Source organism: Micromonospora sp. NPDC003816 (genome assembly GCF_042874705.1).
In the GTDB taxonomy this organism is placed as follows: domain Bacteria; phylum Actinomycetota; class Actinomycetes; order Mycobacteriales; family Micromonosporaceae; genus Micromonospora.
The window spans coordinates 41,135-61,125 of sequence record NZ_JBIANP010000009.1; the positions used below are offsets into that span (position 1 = coordinate 41,135).

Genomic DNA, 19,991 nt, shown 5'->3' on the forward strand with positions numbered 1-19,991 from the left:
TCCGCTCACTCGCCGAGCTGCCGGTACGCCTGGCGCAGACGCTCGGCCAGACCCGGTCCACCGATCGCCGGTGCGGGTGCGCCGAGCTGCCGCAACAGCAGGTCGGGGCGGCTCGCCAGGCTCGGTGGGCGGTCCGGCAGCGGCACCGGTGGCAACCAGAAACGGTCGACCGTCTCGGCGAGCGGCGGGGCCGGCAGGTCGGTGAGGACACGTGCCGCACCGGCCGCCGGAAGAGCCACGTCGCCGCCGGACGACCGGTCGGCAGCACCGTCCGGCGACGACGGGCCGGGTGCTGTCGGGTCGCCTGCTCGTGGGGCGGCGCCGGTCGCCACGGGCGGATCACCGACGTGGACGTTCGGGGTGCCGCGCAGCTCGCGCCCGCTCGGTGGACTGCGCAGCTCCCGCCCGTTCGGGGTGCCGCGCAGCTCGCGTAGTCGGGCGAGCAGGTCGGACCGGCTGCGGCCCCGCCAGTGCAGCAGGGCGAACGGGTCCGCGTCGAACGCCTCGGCCAGCAGATAGAACGTGGCCGCGAGGTGTTTGCAGGGCACCGCCGCGTCCGGGCAGGAGCAGTGCTGCTCGAGGTCGGTCACCGTGGCGGGGAACAGCGGTGCGCCGAGCGTGGCGAGCAGTTCCTCCAACTCGGCCGGCAGGTCACCGGCGAGCAGCCGGGCGCTGAAGAACGCCTGGGCGGCCAACTCCGTCTCGATCCGGGTCCAGAGGTCGGCCGGGAACGGTGGCAACGCGACCCGGACCTGGTACGGCCGGGGTCGTGAACCCTGCACCACCGCGTCCACGCGTCCGGGGTGGACGTCGAGGCGTACCACCTGGCCGGCGCGCGCGTACGCCCGGCCCCGGGTCAGCCGGGTGCCGAGCGCGAACGACTCCAGCACCTCCACGAACCGCCGCGACCACCAGGACACCCCGATGGCACCCCGGGTGCTGCGGGCACGCAGTCCGCCGTCGACCCGGCGCGGCGGACCGTACTCGGCGAACCGGCCCTCGGTCACTCGGCCACCGCCCCGGCCTCCAGCGCGAACAGCTCCCGCAACTGGTTGGTGGAGAGCTCGGTGATCCACTGCTCGCCGGTGCCGACGACCGACGCGGCCAGGCCGCGCTTCTCGGCGATCAGCGCGGCGACCTTCTCCTCCACCGTGCCGGCGCAGACGAACTTGCGGACCTGGACCCGGCGGCGCTGCCCGATCCGGAACGCCCGGTCGGTGGCCTGGTCCTCCACCGCCGGATTCCACCACCGGTCGACGTGCACCACGTGGTTGGCGGCGGTCAGCGTCAGTCCCGTCCCACCGGCCTTGAGGGAGAGCACGAACAGCGCGGGCCCGTCGTCGGACTGGAAGCGGGCCACCATCTCGTCCCGGTCGGCCTTGCCGACCCCGCCGTGCAGGAACAGCACCTCCCGGCCGAACCGGGCCGCCAGGTGGCCGCGCAGCATCCCGCCGAACTCGGCGTACTGGGTGAACAGCAGCGCCTTCTCCCCCGCCGCCAGGACCTCGTCGAGGATCTCCGTCAACCGGGCCAGCTTGCCGGAGCGTCCGTCCAACGGGGAACCGTCGCGCAGCAACTGCGCCGGATGGTTGCAGACCTGCTTGAGCCGGGTCATCGTGGCCAGCACCAGCCCCCGCCGCTCGATGCCCTCGGAGGACTCGATCCGGGCCAGCATGTCGTCGACCACCACCCGATAGAGCGCCGCCTGCTCGGCGGTGAGGTTGCAGACGACCTCCATCTCCAGCTTCTCCGGCAGGTCCGAGATGATCGAGGCGTCGGTCTTGAGTCGGCGCAACACGAACGGGCCGGTGATCCGGCGCAGCCGCTCGGCGGTGTCGGCGTCGCCGTGCCGCTCGATCGGCTCGGCGAACCGCTTCCGGAAGGACGCGGCCGGGCCGAGCAGCCCCGGATTGGCGAACTGCATGATGGACCAGAGGTCGGCCAGCCGGTTCTCCACCGGCGTACCGGTGACCGCCAGCCGGTGCCGGGCGGGCAGCAACCGCACCGCCTCGGCCTGCCGGGTGGCGGCGTTCTTGATCGCCTGCGCCTCGTCCAGCACCACCCGGTGCCAGTCCACCCCGGCCAGGTCCACCGCGTCCCGCGCCGCCACCGAGTACGTGGTGAGCACCAGGTCGGCCTCCTGTGCGGCGGCACCGACGTCGTCGCCCCGGGCCCGCTGCGCGCCGTGGTGCACGTGGACGCGCAGCTCCGGGGCGAACCGGGCGGCCTCCCGCTGCCAGTTGCCGACCAGCGACATCGGACAGACCAGCAGCGTCGGCCCGGCCCCGGCCGGATCACCGGCCAGCAGCGCCAGCAACTGCACCGTCTTACCCAGCCCCATGTCGTCGGCGAGCACCCCGCCCAGCCCGAGCGACTGGAGGAACGCCAGCCAGGCCAACCCCCGCCGCTGGTACGGCCGCAGCGTGCCGTGGAACGACGGCGGCGGGTCCAGTGGCGTGAGCCGACGCTCCACTGACCCGGCGAGCAGGTCACCCAACGCCCCGTCGGCGGTCACCTCCAGCACCGGCAGGGCGTCCGGTTGCGTACCGTCGGCGAGCCCCAGCCGCAGCAGGTCGGCGACGGTCAGTTCGCCGGTGGACCGCAACAGGCGCAGACCGGCGGCGAGCCGCTTCGGATCCAGCTCGACCCACTGGCCGCGCAACCGCACCAGCGGCGTCTTCACCTCGGCCAGCCGGGCCAGCTCCTCCTCGGTCAGCGGCTGGTCCCCGAGCGCCACCTCCCAGCGGTAGTCCACCAGGGCGTCCAACCCGACCCGGTCGGTCGGGCCGCTGACCGTGCCGGGCGCGGCCCGCGACCCGGCCCGCAGGCGGGCGCCCAGCCGCGACGCCGGACGCTGCCACCAGGACGGCAGCAGCACCGTGAAACCGGCGGCGTGCAGCATCGGCGCGCCCTCGCGCAGGAACCGGTGCGCCCCGTCGGCGTCCAGTTCCAGCGCCTCCGGGGTGGCGGTCCGCAACGCCGCGTCCAGCTCCGGCCAGAGGCGGCTGGCCCGGCCTAGCTCGGCCAGCATCGTCTCCTGCGGATGCGCCCCGGCGACGGCGCCGCCCTCGCCGCGCCACACCTGACCGGCGTCGACGTGCAGACCCGACTCGTCGGCCGCGCGCAACCCGAACTCCACCCGCCACCGGCCCGGATCCGCCACCGCCGCGTCCAGGTCGAGCGGCACCACCGTCACCGGGCCGGACACCTCCTCGGTGAACGGCTCCACCAGCCGGAAACTCGCCCGTACCGCCCCGCCCGCCGCGTCCCGCTGCCAGGCGTCCAGCTCGGAGCGGAGGACGTCCACCGCCGCCGCGTCGGCCGTGAACTCGCGGTGCGGCCCGGTCAGCGCGCCGAGCCAGGACGCCACCGCCACGCCGGGGCGTACGCCTCGGGCCAGTGCGGTCTCCGGCAGGGCCGCGCGCACCGCCGCGTCGGTCAGCACATCCAGCGCGTCCCCCACCACCCCACCCGGATGTAAGGCCGGATGTAAGGAAGGGCCCCCTGATAACGCCTCCGGTAGAGCAGGGGACCCCTCTTCACTTCCACGCCGGGTGGTGCGCGCCGATCCGCCCGGCCGACGTGCGGGGCGACGGACGGCGCTGCCGGGCGCCGGAAGGGCCGGCAGGTCCGCCTCGACCACCGCGCGGGCGACCGGTGGCAGCGCCAACGCCAACGACCGCGCCCAGGCCGCGTCGGTACCGGTCAGCAGCGGACGCCACACCGCACGCGCGGGTACGCCGTCCTCCGGTCGCCCGCCACCGACCGCCGTCGACCCGGTCCGGGCGGTGGACCGTCGTCGGGTCTGCTGGGGCTGGTGGGCCTGGTAGGGCTGGTCGGGCTGGTGGGCTTGCCGGTGCTGGTGCGGCATCCGGTGGGCCTGGCTGTTCGGGTGGAGGGCCTGCGGGGCGGCGGACGTCGGGGCGGCGAGGCCGGGCAGGACCCGGCCCCGACCGGCCAGGTCGACGGCGAAGGCGGCCACCTCGGCCAGGTGTCGCAGGGCGGCACCCGGTACGGCGGACACGCGGTCGATGCCGCGCAGCAGCGCCAGCGTGGCGTCCGGGCCGTACGCGAGGACCGGCACCCGCCATCCGGCCAGGGCGACCCGGCCCCGGGGCGGTGCCACGACGGTGGTCCGGACCAGTTCCGGCGAGTCCATCGGCGAGCCGCCCCGGGTGGGCAGGCTCAACAGCACCGTGCCGAGGTCGGCCGGCTCGGCGGCCTCGCCCAGGACGGTGGTCAACGCGGCGTGGTCGGCGGCGAACGGGTGCGGCCGGTCGCGGGGTGCCCGCCCCGGTCGGCGCGGCGCCTCCGGCTCTCGGGTGCTGTCCTCCGCCCAGACGGCGAAGCCGCGACCGGGCAGCCACACCCCGTGCACGACCAGCACGCACGCCCCCTCGCCGAGTAAGGAGGGGTCCCCTGCTAACGCCTCCGGTAGAGCAAGGGCCCCCTGCTAACAACCGGGACAGCTTAGGCGCCACCCGACGTCTACCGTCGACGCCATGTACGACCTTCTGGTGATCGGTGGACTCGGTGTCGACATACGGGTGCGGGTGCCCGGATTGCCGCTGCCGGTGGTCGACTCGGTCACCGTCGACCCGATCGACCTGCGGATCGGCAACACGGGTGCCGGGGTGCTGCTCGCCGCCCACGCGCTCGGGCTGCGGGTGGCGGTGATCGACACGATCGGTGCCGACCCGGCCGGGGACGTGGTGCGCGCCGCGCTGGCCCGGACCGGCGTACACGCCACGCTGGCCGAGGACCCCGCCGGCACCCGCCGCTCGGTGAACCTGGTCGACCCCGCCGGACGCCGGATGGCGCTGTACGACCCCCGCGACTCGGACGGTCCCGCGCCCTTCCCGACCGAGCGGGTGGCGGCACTGGTCGAGGACGCCACCCACGTCCACCTGTCGATCATGGGTTGGGTCCGGGACCTGCTGCCCGACCTCGCCGACGTACTCGCCGAGGGGGTGAGCAGCTCCACCGACCTGCACGACTGGGACGGGCGCAACCCCTATCACCGGCCCTTCGCCGAGATCGCCGAGCTGGTCCTGGTCAGCGGCGCGGCGCTGGGCGACCGGGCGGCGGGGGCAGCCGCCACGTTCGCGCCGGGCCCGGTGCTGGTGACGCGGGGCGCGGACGGCGCGGAGCTGCACCTCGGCGGCCGCGTGCACCGGGTGCCCGCTGCCGTGCCGCCCGGCCCGGTGGTCGACACCAACGGTGCCGGGGACGCCTTCGCCGCCGGGGTCGTCGCGGCCCGCTCACGCGGCGCGACCTGGTCAGAGGCCGCCGGGTACGCGGCCGGGGTGGCCGCCGCCGCCTGCACCCACGACGGCATGGAGTACCCGCCGGGGCTGCTTCCCCTCCCCTGACGACCGCCCCTCGGCGCTCGTCAACGTGCGCCGGTCAACGTGCGCCCGTCAACGTGCGCCCGTTCGAGAACGCCGGTATGAGAACGCCGGTCAGAGTGCGCCGGTGGTGCCGTCGGTGAGTTCCCGGAGGATGTCGGCGTGCCCGACGTGCCGGGCGGTCTCCTCGATCATGTGCACCAGGATCCAGCGCAGCGACACCTCACCGAGCTGCGGTTGCGGCACCACGTGGTCCAGGTCGAAGCGGGCGGCGATCTCCCGCGACCGGTCACAGGTCCGCTCGTAGTCGGCGGCCAGGCTCTCCACCGTGTCGTCCTCGTCCAGGGTGAAGCTGGCCAGCGCCGCCTCCTCCGATGTGGGGAACACCTCGCCCGGCGCCGGGTCGAGCAGGATGTGGAACCAGTTGCGTTCGATCTCGGTGAGGTGTCTGACCAGCCCGGCGATCGTGGTGGCCGAGGGCAGCAGCCGACGGGCCGCGTCGGGGTCGGAGAGGCCCCGCAGCTTGCGCAGCAGCACCGCCCGGTGGAAGTCGAGGAACGATTCGAGGACGTCCCGTTCGCCGGCCACCCGGTTGACGACCGGACCGAGCGTCGGGTCTATCGCGATCTCCGCCATGAGGGGAGATTAGTCCCGTTCCGACCCGCCGACTGTCCCGCACGCCCCGGGCTGTCCGCTGCGCGGGCGGCTATCCGCTGCGCGGCGACGGCGGGCGGGGCAGGATGGGCGCATGGCATCCTCGGTTGAGATCCCGCTCGTAGGTGGCGAGGCGGACGGACAGCAGGTCACCGTCGAGCTGGACCCCAACGGCCGTCCCCCGCTGACCCACCACCACCTGGGCTCGGCCGGCCTGGCCGGAGCGGACATCTACGAACTGGAGTCGGTCGACGCCAAGAGTCAGCAGTGGCGCTACTGCTGGCGAGGCCCGGCCGTCTGACCCACCCGGCACACGACGCGGCCCGCCCACCGGACGGTCAGGCGCCGACCTCGACCAGGGACCGGGCGCGCAGGCTCTCCAGCACCGCCCGGGTGACCCGCGAGGTGCCCCGGGCCTCCTCACAGACCTGGGCGACCCGCTGCGCGGTGGTCTCCCGCCGCTGGTCACGTTCGTCCCAGAGCTGGTCGACCTCGGCCAGCAGCGGTCCCTCCACCTCCCGCTCCACGCCGCGCAGCGCCGGCACCCCGAGTCGCTGGGCCAGGTCGAAGACCTTTCCGGCGTACGGCAGGGGCAGGAACGGCGTACCCATCATCGCGGCGAAGATCAGGAAGTGCAGTCGCATGCCGACGGCGAGGTCGAAGTGGCGCATCAGCCCGAGGACCTGTTGCGGCGAGTAGGTGCCGTGCAGGATGCGTCCACGTTCGGCGGCGGTCATGTGCGAGAGCACGCCGTGCGAGTGCCGGATGTCGTCGCGCTCCATCGGGACGAAGAGCACGTGCGCGTCGATCCGGTGCACCAGGAAGTCGCCGATCTGGGCCAGCAGCCGGTGGTACCCGTCGACGTCGAGCCGTTCGGCGGCGCGGCCGGGCTCCCGTACGCTCATCCCGACCAGCCGCTTGCCCGCCGGCACGCCCTCCTCGCGCAGCAGTGCCGCCGGGAAGTCCTCCGGTTCCAGCAGGAACGCCGGGTCGGCGGTGACCGTGATCGGGTTGAGCAGGCCGGCCTCCTCCAGCACCATCCGCGACTCCTGGTCGCGGACGGTGACCTGGGTGGCGCCGGCCAGCGTCTCCCGGACCATGCCGGTGTCCACCATCTCGCTGAGCGGGCCCACCCCCACCGCGTACGTCAGCAGTGGCAGGCCGCGTTCCTGGGCGACCCGCACCACGCGGAGGTAGCGGCGGGCCTCCTTGTCGTAGAGGATGCCGCCGCCGCCCAGGATCAGCAGGTCGAGCTGGGAGAGCACGAGGGCGGAGTCGGTCCGGCTGACCCCCTCCCACGGCACCGCCTCGACATCCGGATGCGCCAACGCGGTGTGCGCCGGGTTCCGTGAGAAGACGATGATCCGGGCGTTCGGCTCCTGTTCGCGCAGGTCGGCCAGCAGGCCGGTGAGGATGGCCTCGTCACCGAGGTTGCGCCCACCGTACGAGCCGAGCACACCGATGGTCAGTCCGGCACGCGTCATCCGTCGCTCCTCCCCAGGTGCGTCCGCATCGACGTCTTCCCGCTGCGCCGACGAACAGTCCTCGCGTACCCGGGCGTCCGGTGGCGGTCGGCGGTCAGGAGGGCTCGGCGGTCAACCGGGACACCAGGGCGACGACCACGTCGTCGGGGTCGAACCCGGCGTCGATCGAGGGGGTGAGCAGGTCGTGAGCAGGGCCGTGGAGGGTTCCCGGGCGGCCAGTCCGGCCAGCACCGTCTCGTCGGGGGCGAACCGCTCGAAGATCCGCTCGCCGAGTGCGCCGAGCAGGGCGTCCCGGGAGCGGAAGTAGTTGGAGGCGGTGCCGAGCTTCGCTCACCCGCAGCTCGGCATCGACCGTCCGCAGGGCCGGTTCGACACCGTCCTGATGGGCCGGGCCACGTACGAGCCGGCACTGAAGCTCGGCATCGCCAGCCCGTACGCCCACCTGAAGCAGTACGTCTTCGCCCGCTCGCTGGCGCCGTCCGACGACCCGGCGGTGGAGATCGTCTCCGGTGACCCGGTCGCCTTCGTCCGCGACCTCAAGCAACGGTCCGGCGGCGACATCTGGCTCTGCGGCGGCGGCCAGCTCGCCGGCCAACTGCTGCCGGAGGTGGACGAACTGGTGGTCAAGGTCAATCCGATCGTCGTCGGCAGCGGCATCCCGCTCGCCGACCGCTCGTTCGACCTGCAGCACTTCAGCCTGGTCGACGCCACCTCCATCGGCGCGGGCGTGATCATGCTGCACTACACCCGGTGAAGGACGTGCCGGATGGGCCGGCACGGTGCCCGCGGCGCGGTCAGGCCGGCGTACTCAGACAGGGGTGTTCAGGGTGTGGGTGAGGAAGGGGAGGACCACCGCCGGCAGGGCGGGCGAGTCCACGATGTCGTAGTGGGTGAGCCCGGGCAGGACCGCCAGGCGGGCGTCCGGCCGGTCGGCACCGTCCCAACCGGCGTCCCGGTGTCCGCCGCCGAGCAGGCCGAAGAACTCGACCATGTGCGCGGGACGGATCGAGTCGGCGTCGGCGAAGACCAGCAGGGTGGGGGTGGTCAGCGCGGCCACCTCCGCCGACCAGTCGTACTCGCGGCGCAGCAGCTCGCCGGTCCTGGCCCAGAGCTTCGGCCAGTCGTCGGGGCGGGGCGCGACCTGTCGATAGAGCTCGTACGCCGGGATGCCCGTCATCCGCTCGCCGGCCGCCTCGTCGGGCTCCGGCATCCCGGCGAGCACCTCGGGGAACCAGCCCTGACGTCGGCACGGCGCGGAGACCACCACCAGTCGGCGGAGCAGGTGCCGGTGCTGGACCGCCAGCCGCAGGCCGACCCCGCCTCCGAGGGAGAAGCCCAGCACGTCGACCGGACCCCGGCCCAGGTGACCGATGAACGCGGCCACGTCGTCGGCCATCGACTCGTACCGCATCGGACGGTCGACGTCGGCTGTGCGTCCGTGACCCGGCAGGTCGACACTGATCACCTGGCGGCGCTGCGCCAGCGCGGGCCGGATCGCGGCGAAGGTCTCGACCGCGCCGAAGCCGCCGTGCAGGAGCACCAGCGGCCGACCGGAGCCGTGTGTCTCGTACCAGAACCGCACGTCGGCGACCTCGGCGTAGCCCACTCGCGCCCCTCCCCGTCCGCGTCGGCACCGACCCGACGACGACGGTACGCGGCACCCGTCCGGCTCGGCTCCGTTTGCCGGAGTCGACACCCCGTCATCACGCGATCGACGAGTGACGCTCCCGTGACCGCCCCCGGGCGGGCGCTCGGCCGGCACCCGGCCGGCACCCGGTGGGCACCCGGGGACTGGCCGACAGCACGTCGGGCCCTTTCGAGCTGAGAGCGTCCACGGATCGCGGTGAGCGGCCCCGGCCTCCGGCGCTCCGTGCCGAGGATCTGCGATAGCGCAAACGGTTCAGCTCGAAAGGCGCCGAAGTAGGAACCAAGGAGGTCGCCGCCGACGCGTATTTTCGCACCCGAACCGCACGTCGGCGACCTCGACGTATCCCACGGCGACGTCACCGCCACGACCGCCGATGCGGAGACGGCCCGGAGAACGATGCGGAGACGGCCCGGAGAACTGATCTCCGGGCCGTCGTTCGATCTGGTGGGCGCGGCAGGTTTCGAACCTGCGACCCCTCGCTTGTAAGGCGAGTGCTCTCCCGCTGAGCTACGCGCCCGGAACGCCGTACGGCGAGCCGGCGGTTGGCAAGCCTACCCTGCCGCCCACCGGCCCTACCGGACGGTTACCACCGTTCGGGACGGGTCAGGCGCCGGCCTCGGCCAGGGCCTTGCGCCACCCGTGCTGGTCACGCGGTTCGCCCGGCATGTTCATCTCGGCGAACCGGACCACGCCGTTCTTGTCGATGACGAAGGTGCCCCGGTTGGCGATGCCGGCGACCTCGTTGAAGACGCCGTACGCCTGGGCGACGGCACCGTGCGGCCAGAAGTCCGACAGCAGCGGGAACTGGAAGCCCTCGCGGTCCGCCCAGATCTTGTGGGCGTACACCGAGTCGACGCTGACGGTGAGTACCTGGACGTCGTCGCTGACGTACTCGTCGAGGTTGTCCCGCACCTCGCACAGCTCGCCCTGGCAGATGCCGGTGAAGGCCAGCGGGTAGAAGACCAGCAGGACGGAACGCCGGCCACGGAAGTCGGCGAGCCGGACCTCCTGGTTGTTCTGGTCCTTCAGCACGAAGTCCGGCGCCTCGGCGCCAACCTCGATCGGCATGCGAGCTCCTTCGGGAGTCAGGTCGGGTCGGCCTCAGCCTGTCACACCGCTGAGCAGGGTCACTTCTTGCCCTTGGCACCTCGGCGCAGCACGAGACGGGCCCCGCTCCAGTCCTTGCCGGCGTTGATGGTGGAGGTCTGTTGGAGGCCTGCGGTGGGTGCGGACTCGGAGACCTCACTCGGTTCCACGTGCCCGTCACGGCCGGCCTTGGGCGTCAACAGCCACACGACCCCGTTGTCGGCCAGGGGGCCGAGGGCGTCCACGAGAAGTTCGAAAAGATCACCGTCGCCGTCCCGGTACCACACCAGCACCGCGTCGACCACCTCATCGGTGTCCTCGTCGACCAGGTCACCACAACGGTCGGTCAGGGCGTCCCGGAGATCGGAGTCGACGTCCTCGTCGTACCCCATCTCCATGACGACCATCCCCGGCTCGATGCCGAACCGGTCCGCCAGGCTGCGTACCCCGTCGGCAGCCTGACCAGCGGTCGCGCTCACTGTCGCGTGCCTCCTCATCTCGTGGCGAGTTCGCGGCGTCCCCTCGAACGCCGTCAGGCAAAGTCCACACAGTTGTGCCCTCCGGCGCAAGTGGCGCACCGGGTGGAACGAAATTTACCGTGCCAGCAGCGTACGGGCACCCTGGGTGATGGCCTCCTCGGACACCAGGACCTGACGGGCAGCCGGACCTAACGGCACAAATGAGTCAACTGCGGCCACTCGTCGTGCCGCACCGACATAACCGGCGTCCACCAGCGCGGCGATCACTCCCTCACCCACCCCGCCGGAGCGTCGGGTCTCGTCCACCACCAGCACCCGGCCGGTCGCGGTGGCCTCCCGGATGAGATCGGCCACAGGTAGCGGGGCCAGCCAACGCAGGTCCACCACGCGGGTGCCGACGCCCTCGTCGGCAAGCGCCGACGCGGCCCGCAGCGACATCCGGACGCCGTTACCGAACGTGATGATCGTGACGTCCTCGGCCGAGCCGACGCCGTACACGCGGGCCCGCCCGACCGGCACGTGTGCGCCCGCCCAGGCGCCCGGCTCGGCGTACCCGGCCAGCCACTCCCCGTCGCCGTCGGTGTAGAGGTCGCGCGTGTGGTAGAGCCCGATCGGCTCCAGGAACACACAGACGCTGCCGTCCACCGCCGCGCTCGCCAGGCAGGTCCGCAGCATCGCCGCCGCGTCGTCCGGTCGCGCGGGTACGGCGATCACCAGCCCGGGAACGTCCCGCAGCACCGCCACCGAGTTGTCGTTGTGGAAGTGCCCGCCGAAGCCCTCCTGGTACGCCAACCCGGCCACCCGCAGCACCATCGGGTTCCGCATCGCGCCCTGCGAGAAGAACCCCATGGTGGCCGCCTCGCCGCGCAACTGGTCCTCGGCGTTGTGCAGGTACGCCAGGTACTGGATCTCCGGCACCGGCAGCATCCCGGCCAGCCCGGCACCGAGCCCCAGGCCGAGGATCGAGGTCTCGTCGAGCAGGGTGTCGAAGACCCGGGCGACACCGAACCGGTCCCGCAGTCCCTTGGTGACCCCGTACACCCCACCCTTGGCGGCGACGTCCTCGCCGAAGACGGCCATCTGCGGATGGTCGAGCAGCCCGTCGGTGAGCGCGGCGTTGATGCTCTGCGCCAGCGTCAGCGGGCCGACCAGCTCCGGCGGCTTGCCGCCGAACGCCTCGACCCGTGCGCCCGCGTCCGGCCCGGCCGCCCGGTCGCCCGCCTCGGCCACCGCACGGGCCACCCGCAACGGTCGGCGGGGCGCCAGCGGGGCGACCACCTCGGCCGGGCTGGACAGCTTCGGCTCGTCGAGCACCCCCTCGGCCAGCCGGCGGACCCGCCAGCCGATCTCGTCGTAGCGCTCCAGCAGCTCCGCACCGCTGGCCAGGCCCGCCTCGACCAACCGTCGCGCGGTGGCCACCACCGGATCCCGATCCAGGTCGGCCCGGATCTCCCCGGCCGACCGGTACGCGCTCTCGGCGTCCGCGCCCGCGTGCCCCATCAACCGCACCGTGGTGAGGTGGAGTACGGCCGGGCGCCGGTGGCGGCGGACCCAGGCCGCCGCCTCGACCGCCACCTCGTACGTCTCGACCAGGTCGGTGCCGTCGGCGGCGAAGTACCGCACCCCCGGCTTCGACCGCAGCGCCGTCGTCACCCAGCCCTGCGGCGACCGGAGGCTCAGGCCCAGGCCGTTGTCCTCGCACACGAACAGCACCGGGATGCGCAGACCGGTGTGGTCGTACCAGCCGGCGGTGTTGAAGGCGGCGGTGGCGCTGGCGTGGTTGATCGAGGCGTCCCCGAACGAGCAGACCACGATCGCGTCCGGTGCCCACGTCGTCGCGACGGGCGTCTCGCCCGGCCAGGTCGGCTCCGGTCGCGTGTCCAGCCGGCGCAGCCGCTCCACCGCGAGGCCCATGCCCACCGCCCGGGGCAGGTGCGAGGCGATCGTGGAGGTGGTCGGCACCACGGCGAGGTCGGCCCGACCGAAGACCTTGTGCCGGCCTCCGGCGATCGGCTCCTCGCGCGAGGCCACCATGCCCCGCAGCACGTCCCGGGCCGCGTCCGCGTACACCGGGTCGACCGCCCGCCGCTCGTCGCCCGCGGCCTCCGCTTTCCCGGCCGGGCGCTCGTCGTCGTCCAGCGGATCAGCGGCCCGGGGGCCCTCCTCGGCGTGCCCGACCCTGCCGACCGGCGGCGCGTCCTCGGCCGGGTCGAGGTCGACCTCCGTCGCCTGCCCGGCGGGCGCGGACGTGTCGGTGCTGGGGCCGCCGTGGTCGCCGGCCGGCTCCGCGTCGGGGTCCCGGCCGGTGTCGGGCTCCCCGCTGCGGGCGGCCTGAGCGGCCCGCACGCAGTAGAACGCGCCGGAGCGGTAGTGCAGCAGGGCCGGGTCGGTGGGGCGTAGCGCCGCGGCGACCCCGGCGTTGCCCTCGTGCCCGGCCGAACCGATCGTGTAGTAGCCCTCGCCGAAGCCGCGGAGCCAGCGTCCGGCGAGGTCGAGTTGGCGGCTGGTGACCTGTGCGTCGAAGAGGTCCAACAGCTCTGCGCCGGTCAGCGTGGCACCGTCGGCCACCGGCTGTGCCGGGTCGGCGCGGCGCCCCGGCGCGGCGAGGGCGGCCAGGGCCTCCCGGAACCGGTCGTCGAGATCCTGCGGGGTGGTCACGTCCGACAGCATTACCGACCGAGGCACGCCTCGCCCACCTGAGCACGTTTCACGCACCTGGGACGGCGCGGCGCCCGACTACGCCCCGAGCCGCTCCGGGCAACCGCCGTCGGAGACCTTCCAGACGAGTTCGCCGAGCGCCGCCAACTCCTCCGTGCTGAGTCCGGCCAGCAGTCGTGAGTCGGACAGCACGCCATGGACCCGGTCCCGCATCCGCCGGCCCGCCTCGGTCACCACCAGGGTCCGCTGCCGCCGGTCGTCCGGGTCGGCACGACGCTCCACCAGCCCGGCCCGCTCCAGCTTGTCGACCAGCGCGGTCACGTTGGACCGGTCGCAGCGCAACTGCCCGGCCAGCTCACGGGCGGGCAGCGGGTGGTCCGGGTCCAGTTCGTAGAGCGCGCGGGCGACCGCCGGGGTCAGCCCCAGTGCGGCGATCTCGCTGTCCTGGTGGTGCCGCAGGGCGGCGGCCACGTGCATGATCCGCCGGACCGTGTCGCCGGCCACCCGGGACCGGTCGGCCCCACCCGGGCCGACCAGGGTGGCGGGTGGTCGCGGCATGGTCGACATTCTACGATCCGGCCACGTTCGGGCAGTTCCGCCGTTACGTCGGCGGCGCGCCGCCGGGACGGTCGCCTCGCGGTGGCCGGCCGGGCGGGTGTGGTGGTCAGCCGGGCAGGAAGGAGAAGCGGACCTGCCGGCTGGAGTTGTCCCCGTTGGTGTCGACCAGGCAGACCGACTGCCAGGTGCCCAGGGCGAGCCGGCCGCCGAGCACGGGCAGCGTCGCGTACGGGGCGACGAAGGCGGGCAGCACGTGGTCGCGGCCGTGTCCGGGCGAACCGTGCCGGTGCTGCCAGCGGTCGTCGGTGGGCAGCAGCGCGTCCAGCGCGGTGAGCAGGTCGTCGTCGGAGCCGGCGCCGGTCTCGATGATGGCCACCCCGGCGGTGGCGTGCGGCACGAACACGTGCAGCAGCCCGTCGCCCTGCCCGGCGAGGAACTGCTCGGCCTCGGCGGTGATGTCCCGGACGGTCGGCCGGGAACCGGTCCGGATGCTGATCACCTCACTACGCATACCCCCCATTCTGCCCGGTTACGAAACCTTGTACCGGCGCGCTCGGCGGCGTTTCCTGGCAAGATCGTCTACTACGCGTCCGGGCCTGCGCGGCGACGCGAAGTTACTGTTCGGTACGTGTGTCGCGCGTCGCCCTTGGGCCGGGTGGACGTGACGGCGAGTGCCGCGACGGGGCAGGATGGCGCTAGAGACCTATCCCACACACAACCGAGGGAACGCCTGTGGCTACGGAACGCAAGCGCCCGGTGATCACGGCCGGACTGCCGAGCCAGCTTCCGGATACCGACCCTGAAGAGACCAGCGAATGGGTCGAGTCGCTCGACGGTGTCATCGATGATCGTGGCACCAAGCGGGCGCGATACGTGATGCTGCGCCTGTTGGAGCGCGCCCGTGAGCGCCAGGTCGGCGTACCGTCGCTGACCACCACCGACTACCTCAACACGATCCCGCCGGAGCGCGAACCCTGGTTCCCGGGTGACGAGCACATCGAGCGCCGGATCCGGGCGTACGTGCGGTGGAACGCGGCGATGCTGGTGCACCGTGCGCAGCGTCCCGAGATCGGCGTCGGCGGACACATCTCCACCTTCGCCAGCTCGGCCTCGCTCTACGAGGTGGGCTTCAACCACTTCTTCCGGGGCAAGAACCACCCGGGTGGCGGCGATCACATCTTCTACCAGGGGCACGCCTCCCCCGGTATGTACGCCCGGGCGTTCCTGGAGGGCCGGCTCAGCGAGAACCAGCTCGACGGCTTCCGGCAGGAGCTGTCGCACCCCGGCGGCGGGCTCCCGTCGTACCCGCACCCCCGGCTGATGCCGGACTTCTGGGAGTTCCCCACCGTCTCGATGGGGCTGGGCGGGCTGAACGCCATCTACCAGGCCCGGTTCAACCGCTACCTCCAGCACCGAGGCATCAAGGACACCTCCGACCAGAACGTCTGGGCCTTCCTCGGCGACGGCGAGATGGACGAGCCGGAGACCCTGGGCGCGATCGGCGTGGCCGCCCGGGAGGAGCTGGACAACCTCACCTTCGTGATCAACTGCAACCTCCAGCGCCTGGACGGTCCGGTCCGCGGCAACGGCAAGGTGATGCAGGAGCTGGAGGCGTTCTTCCGGGGCGCCGGTTGGAACGTCATCAAGGTGGTCTGGGGCCGGGAGTGGGACCCGCTGCTCGCCGCCGACACCGACGGCGCGCTGGTCAACCTGATGAACACCACGCCGGACGGCGACTACCAGACCTACAAGGCGGAGTCCGGGGCGTACGTCCGGGAGCACTTCTTCGGTCGGGACGCGCGGACCCGCAAGATGGTCGACGGCCTGAGCGACGACGAGATCTGGAACCTCAAGCGCGGCGGGCACGACTACCGCAAGCTCTACGCGGCCTACAAGGCGGCGACGGAGCACACCGGGCAGCCGACGGTGATCCTGGCCAAGACGATCAAGGGCTGGACGCTCGGCCAGCACTTCGAGGGCCGCAACGCCACGCACCAGATGAAGAAGCTGACGCTGGACGACCTGAAGACGTTCCGCGACCGGCTCTACCTGGACATCCCGGACTCGGCGCTGGAGGACAACCCGTACCTGCCGCCGTACTACCGGCCGGACGAGAAGTCCGACGAGATGCAGTACCTGCACGAGCGGCGCAAGAACCTCGGCGGCTACCTGCCGAGCCGGCGGACCGAGGCCAAGCCCCTGGCCATCCCCGGCAGCGAGCGCTTCGCCGACGTCAAGCGGGGCTCGGGCAAGCAGAAGGTGGCCACCACGATGGCCTTCGTCCGGCTGCTCAAGGACCTGATGAAGGACAAGCAGTTCGGCAGGCGCTGGGTGCCGATCATCCCGGACGAGGCACGGACCTTCGGCCTGGACTCGATCTTCCCGACCGCCAAGATCTATTCGCCGCACGGTCAGCGGTACACCTCGGTCGACCGGGAGCTGTTCCTGTCGTACAAGGAGTCGACCGCCGGTCAGATCCTGCACGAGGGCATCAACGAGGCCGGCTCGGTCGCCTCGTTCACCGCCGCCGGTTCGTCGTACGCCACGCACGACGAACCGATGATCCCGATGTACATCTTCTACTCGATGTTCGGGTTCCAGCGCACCGGTGACGGTTTCTGGGCGGCGGCCGACCAGATGGCCCGTGGTTTCGTGCTCGGCGCCACCGCCGGTCGCACCACGCTCAACGGCGAGGGCCTCCAGCACGAGGACGGCCACTCGCTGCTGCTCGCGGCCACGAACCCGGCCGTCGTCGCGTACGACCCGGCGTTCGCGTTCGAGATCGCGCACATCGTGGAGAACGGCCTGCACCGGATGTACGGCGAGGAGCAGGAGAACGTCTTCTACTACCTCACCATCTACAACGAGCCGATCCACCAGCCGGCCGAGCCGGAGGGCGTCGACGCCGAGGGCATCGTCAAGGGCATCTACCGGTACGCGGCGGCCCCGTCGGTGGAGGGTGACGCCCCCCGGGCGAACGTGCTCGCCTCCGGCACCGGCATGCAGTGGGCGCTCAAGGCGCAGCAGCTGCTCGCCCAGGACTGGGGGGTGGCCGCCGACGTCTGGTCGGTGACCTCCTGGACCGAGCTGCGGCGGGACGCGGTCGAGTGTGAGGCGTACAACCTCCTGCACCCGGGCGCGGAGCAGCGGGTGCCGTACATCCAGCAGAAGCTGGCCGACGCCGACGGGCCGAAGGTCGCGGTCAGCGACTGGATGCGCGCGGTGCCGGACCTGATCTCCCGCTGGGTGCCCGGTGACTGGACCTCCCTGGGCACCGACGGCTTCGGCCTGTCGGACACCCGGCACGCGCTGCGCCGGCACTTCCGCGTCGACGCCGAGTCGATCGCGGTCGCCACGCTGCGGCAGCTCGCGCTGCGCGGCGTCGTACCGGCGCACGTACCGGCCGAGGCGGCCAAGAAGTACGCCATCGACGACGTGAACGCCGCCCCGGTCGGCGAGACCGGCGGCGACAGCTAGTACCGCACGCACTGAGAGAGGGCCCGGCGCATCGCGCCGGGCCCTCTCTCACGCTGGGGCCGGGGGAAAGGAAGGGCCCCCTGCTAACGCCTCGTGCATAGCAGGGGTCCCTTCCTAACACGCATGCGCGCACCCGCTCCACGAGCGCCGAGAACGGCGGCGACGCCGCCCCGGTATGACACAGGCGATATCAGGAGGCGACTTCCCCCCGTAACATCGCCGATCCACAATCATCGATAGGTATCCGACCTCCGCACGGGCACCACGCCGGCCCGGTGGACTCCTGTCGCGCCGTCCTCCGCCGGCTCGGACGCCGTCCGCCCCCGCGCGACGAGAGGGAGCACAGATGCGAATCGTCCGGATCGGCCTGGCCCTGGCCGTCGGCGCCCTGGTGGTGTCGACGCTGGGGCCGGGCTCGCCCTCGGTGGCACACGACCCCGCCACACCCGCCGGGCGGGCGTCGGCGCAGGAGTTCATGGCGCAACGGGAACCGACCCAGCAGGCGGCTGCTCTCGCGGCGACGGCCTGCACGAACGGTCAGGCGGCCGGCTACCCCTGCCGCAACGTGGACCTGCTGTCGTTCATGCCGCTGTCCGGCATCGGCGGCAGCCAGGCGAACGACATCTGGGGTTGGACCGACCCGCAGACCCGCAAGGAGTACGCGCTGGTCGGCCGCCGCAACGGCACCTCGTTCGTGGACATCTCGGACCCGACCGCGCCGGTGTACCTCGGCAACCTGCCCGCGTACCAGAACCGCACCGCCGTCTGGCGGGACATCAAGGTCTACCGTGACCACGCCTACGTGGTGGCGGACGTCTCCGGGCACGGCATGCAGGTCTTCGACCTGACGCGGCTGCGCGGCGTCACCACGCCGCAGACCTGGACGACGAACGCGCAGTACAACCAGTTCGGCAACTCGCACAACATCGCCATCAACGAGCAGACCGGCTTCGCGTACGCGGTCGGCACCAACACCTGCAGCGGCGGCCTGCACATGGTCGACATCCGGACCCCGAAGTCCCCGACGTCGGCCGGCTGCGTCAGCAACGACGGATACACCCACGACACCCAGTGCGTGGTCTACCGGGGTCCCGACACCGCCTACAGCGGGCGGGAGATCTGCGTCAGCTCCAACGAGGACACCGTCACCGTCGTCGACGTGACCACCAAGTCCGCCCCTCGACAGCTGGCCCGCATCGGGTACACCGGTCGGGCGTACACCCACCAGGGCTGGTTCACCGAGGACCAGCGCTACTTCCTGCTCGACGACGAGCTGGACGAGTCCCGTCGCGGGGTGAACACGCAGACCTACATCTGGGACCTGGCCGACCTGGACGCCCCTCGACACATCGGCACCTACAGCGCGCCCTCCGGCGTCGCCGCCACCGACCACAACCAGTACGTCAAGGGTAAGTACAGCTACCAGGCCAACTATCGGGCCGGGTTGCGCATCCTGGACCTGACCAACGTGGCCGCCGGCCGCGCCACCGAGGCCGGGTACTTCGACGTCTACCCGTCCAGCAACAGTTCCTCGATGAACGGCGCCTGGAGCACCTACCCGTACTTCCCGAGCGGTGTCGTCGTGGTCAGCGGCATCGAACAGGGGCTGTTCGTGTTGCAGCCCCGGCTGCCGTGACGACGACCAGTCAGGGGCCGGCGGCGAAAGCCGTCGGCTGCGTCGCCGTGCCGCCCACCCGGGAGTACGCGACCGGTCCCCCCGTTCCGGAACCGACGTCGGGTCCGCCGACGCGCTACGCGGCCATCGCGCTGGTGCTCGCGCTGACCCTGACGGTCGGCTTCTTCGCCGGGCGGGCCGGCGGCCCGAGCGGCACTCCGGCCCGATCGTCCGGTGCCGTGCCGGGCGGGCACGCGGGCCACGGTCCGGGCGGGCTGGAGGTGTCCCGTGACGGCTGGTCTCTGGCGTTGCACACGCCGGACCTGACCGCCGGCGAGCCGGGTGAGCTGGCCTTCCAGATCAGCGACCAGACCGGGGCCGCGCTGACCGAGTTCCAGGAGAACCACGAGCGCCGGATGCACCTGATCCTGGTCGGCCGTGACCTCTCCGGGTATCAGCACCTGCATCCGGAGATGTCGCCCGACGGCACCTGGCGGGTGCGGGTCACCCCGTCGGCACCCGGCCCGTTGCGGGTGATCGCCGACTTCTGGCCGCTCGGCGCCCAGGCGGGGGTCACCCTCGGGACGGACCTGCCGGTTCCCGGCCGGTACGCGGCACGGCCACTCGATCCGCCCGAGGAGACGGTCCTGGTCGACGACTACACGGTCACCCTGGACGGCGGCCTGCGGGCCGGCGAATCCCATCAGGTGCTCGTCTGGCTCGGTCGCCTCGGGCAGCCGGTCAACGACCTGCAACCGCACCTGGGCGCGTACGGGCACCTGGTCGCGTTACGCCAGGGCGATCTGGCGTACCTGCACGTCCATCCGGCGGCGACGAGTCAGGCCAGTTCGGTGGTGGCGTTCGGCATCACGGTGCCGTCGACGGGCACCTATCGCCTCTTCTTCGAGTTCCGGCACCTCGACGAGGTACGCGTCGCGGCCTTCACCGTCGTCGTGTAGGGCGATCACCGGCGGCGTCGAAAAC

At 72.4% G+C, this 19,991-nt stretch carries 15 protein-coding genes, 1 tRNA gene and 1 pseudogene; 6 read left to right on the forward strand and 11 right to left on the reverse strand.

What is annotated here, in order from left to right; genetic code table 11:
• Positions 1–5 precede the first annotated feature (5 nt).
• Together ACFYTT_RS24395 and ACFYTT_RS24400 are read right to left on the reverse strand one after the other, a co-directional pair.
• A complete protein-coding gene (locus ACFYTT_RS24395) occupies positions 6–1,007 on the reverse strand; it encodes a hypothetical protein (RefSeq protein ID WP_387262554.1) in 1,002 nt (333 codons plus the stop codon).
• The gene (locus tag ACFYTT_RS24400; protein WP_387262557.1) at positions 1,004–4,387 is read right to left on the reverse strand and encodes an SNF2-related protein; all 3,384 of its coding nucleotides are present in this window, start codon (positions 4,385–4,387) and stop codon (positions 1,004–1,006) included. The genes ACFYTT_RS24395 and ACFYTT_RS24400 overlap by 4 nt, the downstream gene beginning before the upstream one ends.
• Before the next feature lie 115 nt (positions 4,388–4,502).
• Between ACFYTT_RS24400 and ACFYTT_RS24405 the strand changes: the two genes are divergently transcribed.
• Positions 4,503–5,372, forward strand: a complete 870-nt coding sequence (locus tag ACFYTT_RS24405; protein ID WP_387262560.1) for a carbohydrate kinase family protein — start codon at positions 4,503–4,505, stop codon at positions 5,370–5,372.
• Positions 5,373–5,462: 90 nt separating this feature from the next.
• Here ACFYTT_RS24405 and ACFYTT_RS24410 read toward each other — a convergent pair whose 3' ends face one another.
• On the reverse strand, positions 5,463–5,984 hold the full coding sequence (locus tag ACFYTT_RS24410) for a DinB family protein (protein WP_387262563.1): 522 nt from the start codon (positions 5,982–5,984) through the stop codon (positions 5,463–5,465).
• Between the two features lie 112 nt (positions 5,985–6,096).
• Here ACFYTT_RS24410 and ACFYTT_RS24415 point away from each other — a divergent pair, with 112 nt between their 5' ends.
• On the forward strand, positions 6,097–6,303 hold the full coding sequence (locus ACFYTT_RS24415) for a hypothetical protein (RefSeq protein ID WP_131055323.1): 207 nt from the start codon (positions 6,097–6,099) through the stop codon (positions 6,301–6,303).
• 37 nt (positions 6,304–6,340) lie between these two features.
• Here ACFYTT_RS24415 and ACFYTT_RS24420 read toward each other — a convergent pair whose 3' ends face one another.
• Entirely contained in the window at positions 6,341–7,486 is a 1,146-nt protein-coding gene (locus tag ACFYTT_RS24420; protein WP_131055321.1) for a polysaccharide pyruvyl transferase family protein, read from the reverse strand.
• Positions 7,487–7,796: 310 nt separating this feature from the next.
• Between ACFYTT_RS24420 and ACFYTT_RS24425 the strand changes: the two are divergent.
• Positions 7,797–8,240: pseudogene (locus tag ACFYTT_RS24425) on the forward strand (dihydrofolate reductase family protein); the annotation flags it as partial.
• A gap of 54 nt (positions 8,241–8,294) precedes the next feature.
• On the opposite strand, the gene ACFYTT_RS24430 reads toward ACFYTT_RS24425, so the two are convergent.
• The 7 genes from ACFYTT_RS24430 to ACFYTT_RS24460 all read right to left on the reverse strand — a co-directional run bounded on the left by ACFYTT_RS24430 (position 8,295) and on the right by ACFYTT_RS24460 (position 14,426).
• On the reverse strand, positions 8,295–9,092 hold the full coding sequence (locus ACFYTT_RS24430) for an alpha/beta fold hydrolase (protein WP_387262566.1): 798 nt from the start codon (positions 9,090–9,092) through the stop codon (positions 8,295–8,297).
• 484 nt (positions 9,093–9,576) lie between these two features.
• Positions 9,577–9,651 (reverse strand) — tRNA-Val (locus ACFYTT_RS24435).
• Between the two features lie 86 nt (positions 9,652–9,737).
• The gene (locus tag ACFYTT_RS24440) at positions 9,738–10,202 is read right to left on the reverse strand and encodes a peroxiredoxin (RefSeq protein WP_387262570.1); all 465 of its coding nucleotides are present in this window, start codon (positions 10,200–10,202) and stop codon (positions 9,738–9,740) included.
• Positions 10,203–10,261: 59 nt separating this feature from the next.
• Complete coding sequence (locus ACFYTT_RS24445; RefSeq protein ID WP_131055312.1) at positions 10,262–10,699, reverse strand: DUF3052 domain-containing protein; 438 nt, start codon at positions 10,697–10,699, stop codon at positions 10,262–10,264.
• 114 nt (positions 10,700–10,813) lie between these two features.
• On the reverse strand, positions 10,814–13,369 hold the full coding sequence (locus tag ACFYTT_RS24450) for a thiamine pyrophosphate-dependent enzyme (protein WP_387262741.1): 2,556 nt from the start codon (positions 13,367–13,369) through the stop codon (positions 10,814–10,816).
• Positions 13,370–13,435: 66 nt separating this feature from the next.
• Positions 13,436–13,915 carry a MarR family winged helix-turn-helix transcriptional regulator gene (locus tag ACFYTT_RS24455; RefSeq protein ID WP_387262574.1) on the reverse strand — a complete coding sequence of 160 codons (480 nt, stop codon included), beginning with the start codon at positions 13,913–13,915 and terminating at the stop codon, positions 13,436–13,438.
• A gap of 106 nt (positions 13,916–14,021) precedes the next feature.
• Positions 14,022–14,426: a YjbQ family protein gene (locus ACFYTT_RS24460; RefSeq protein ID WP_162854388.1), complete on the reverse strand. Its 405-nt coding sequence runs from the start codon at positions 14,424–14,426 to the stop codon at positions 14,022–14,024.
• 221 nt (positions 14,427–14,647) lie between these two features.
• On the opposite strand from ACFYTT_RS24460, the gene aceE reads away from it, so the two are divergent.
• From aceE to ACFYTT_RS24475, 3 genes are all read left to right on the forward strand, one after another.
• A complete protein-coding gene (gene aceE / locus ACFYTT_RS24465) occupies positions 14,648–17,392 on the forward strand; it encodes a pyruvate dehydrogenase (acetyl-transferring), homodimeric type (RefSeq protein ID WP_131056632.1) in 2,745 nt (914 codons plus the stop codon).
• A gap of 346 nt (positions 17,393–17,738) precedes the next feature.
• Entirely contained in the window at positions 17,739–19,028 is a 1,290-nt protein-coding gene (locus ACFYTT_RS24470; protein ID WP_131054673.1) for a choice-of-anchor B family protein, read from the forward strand.
• Positions 19,025–19,966, forward strand: a complete 942-nt coding sequence (locus tag ACFYTT_RS24475; protein ID WP_387262578.1) for a hypothetical protein — start codon at positions 19,025–19,027, stop codon at positions 19,964–19,966. Before ACFYTT_RS24470 ends, ACFYTT_RS24475 begins: the two co-directional genes overlap by 4 nt.
• The last annotated feature ends 25 nt before the right edge of the window (positions 19,967–19,991 follow it).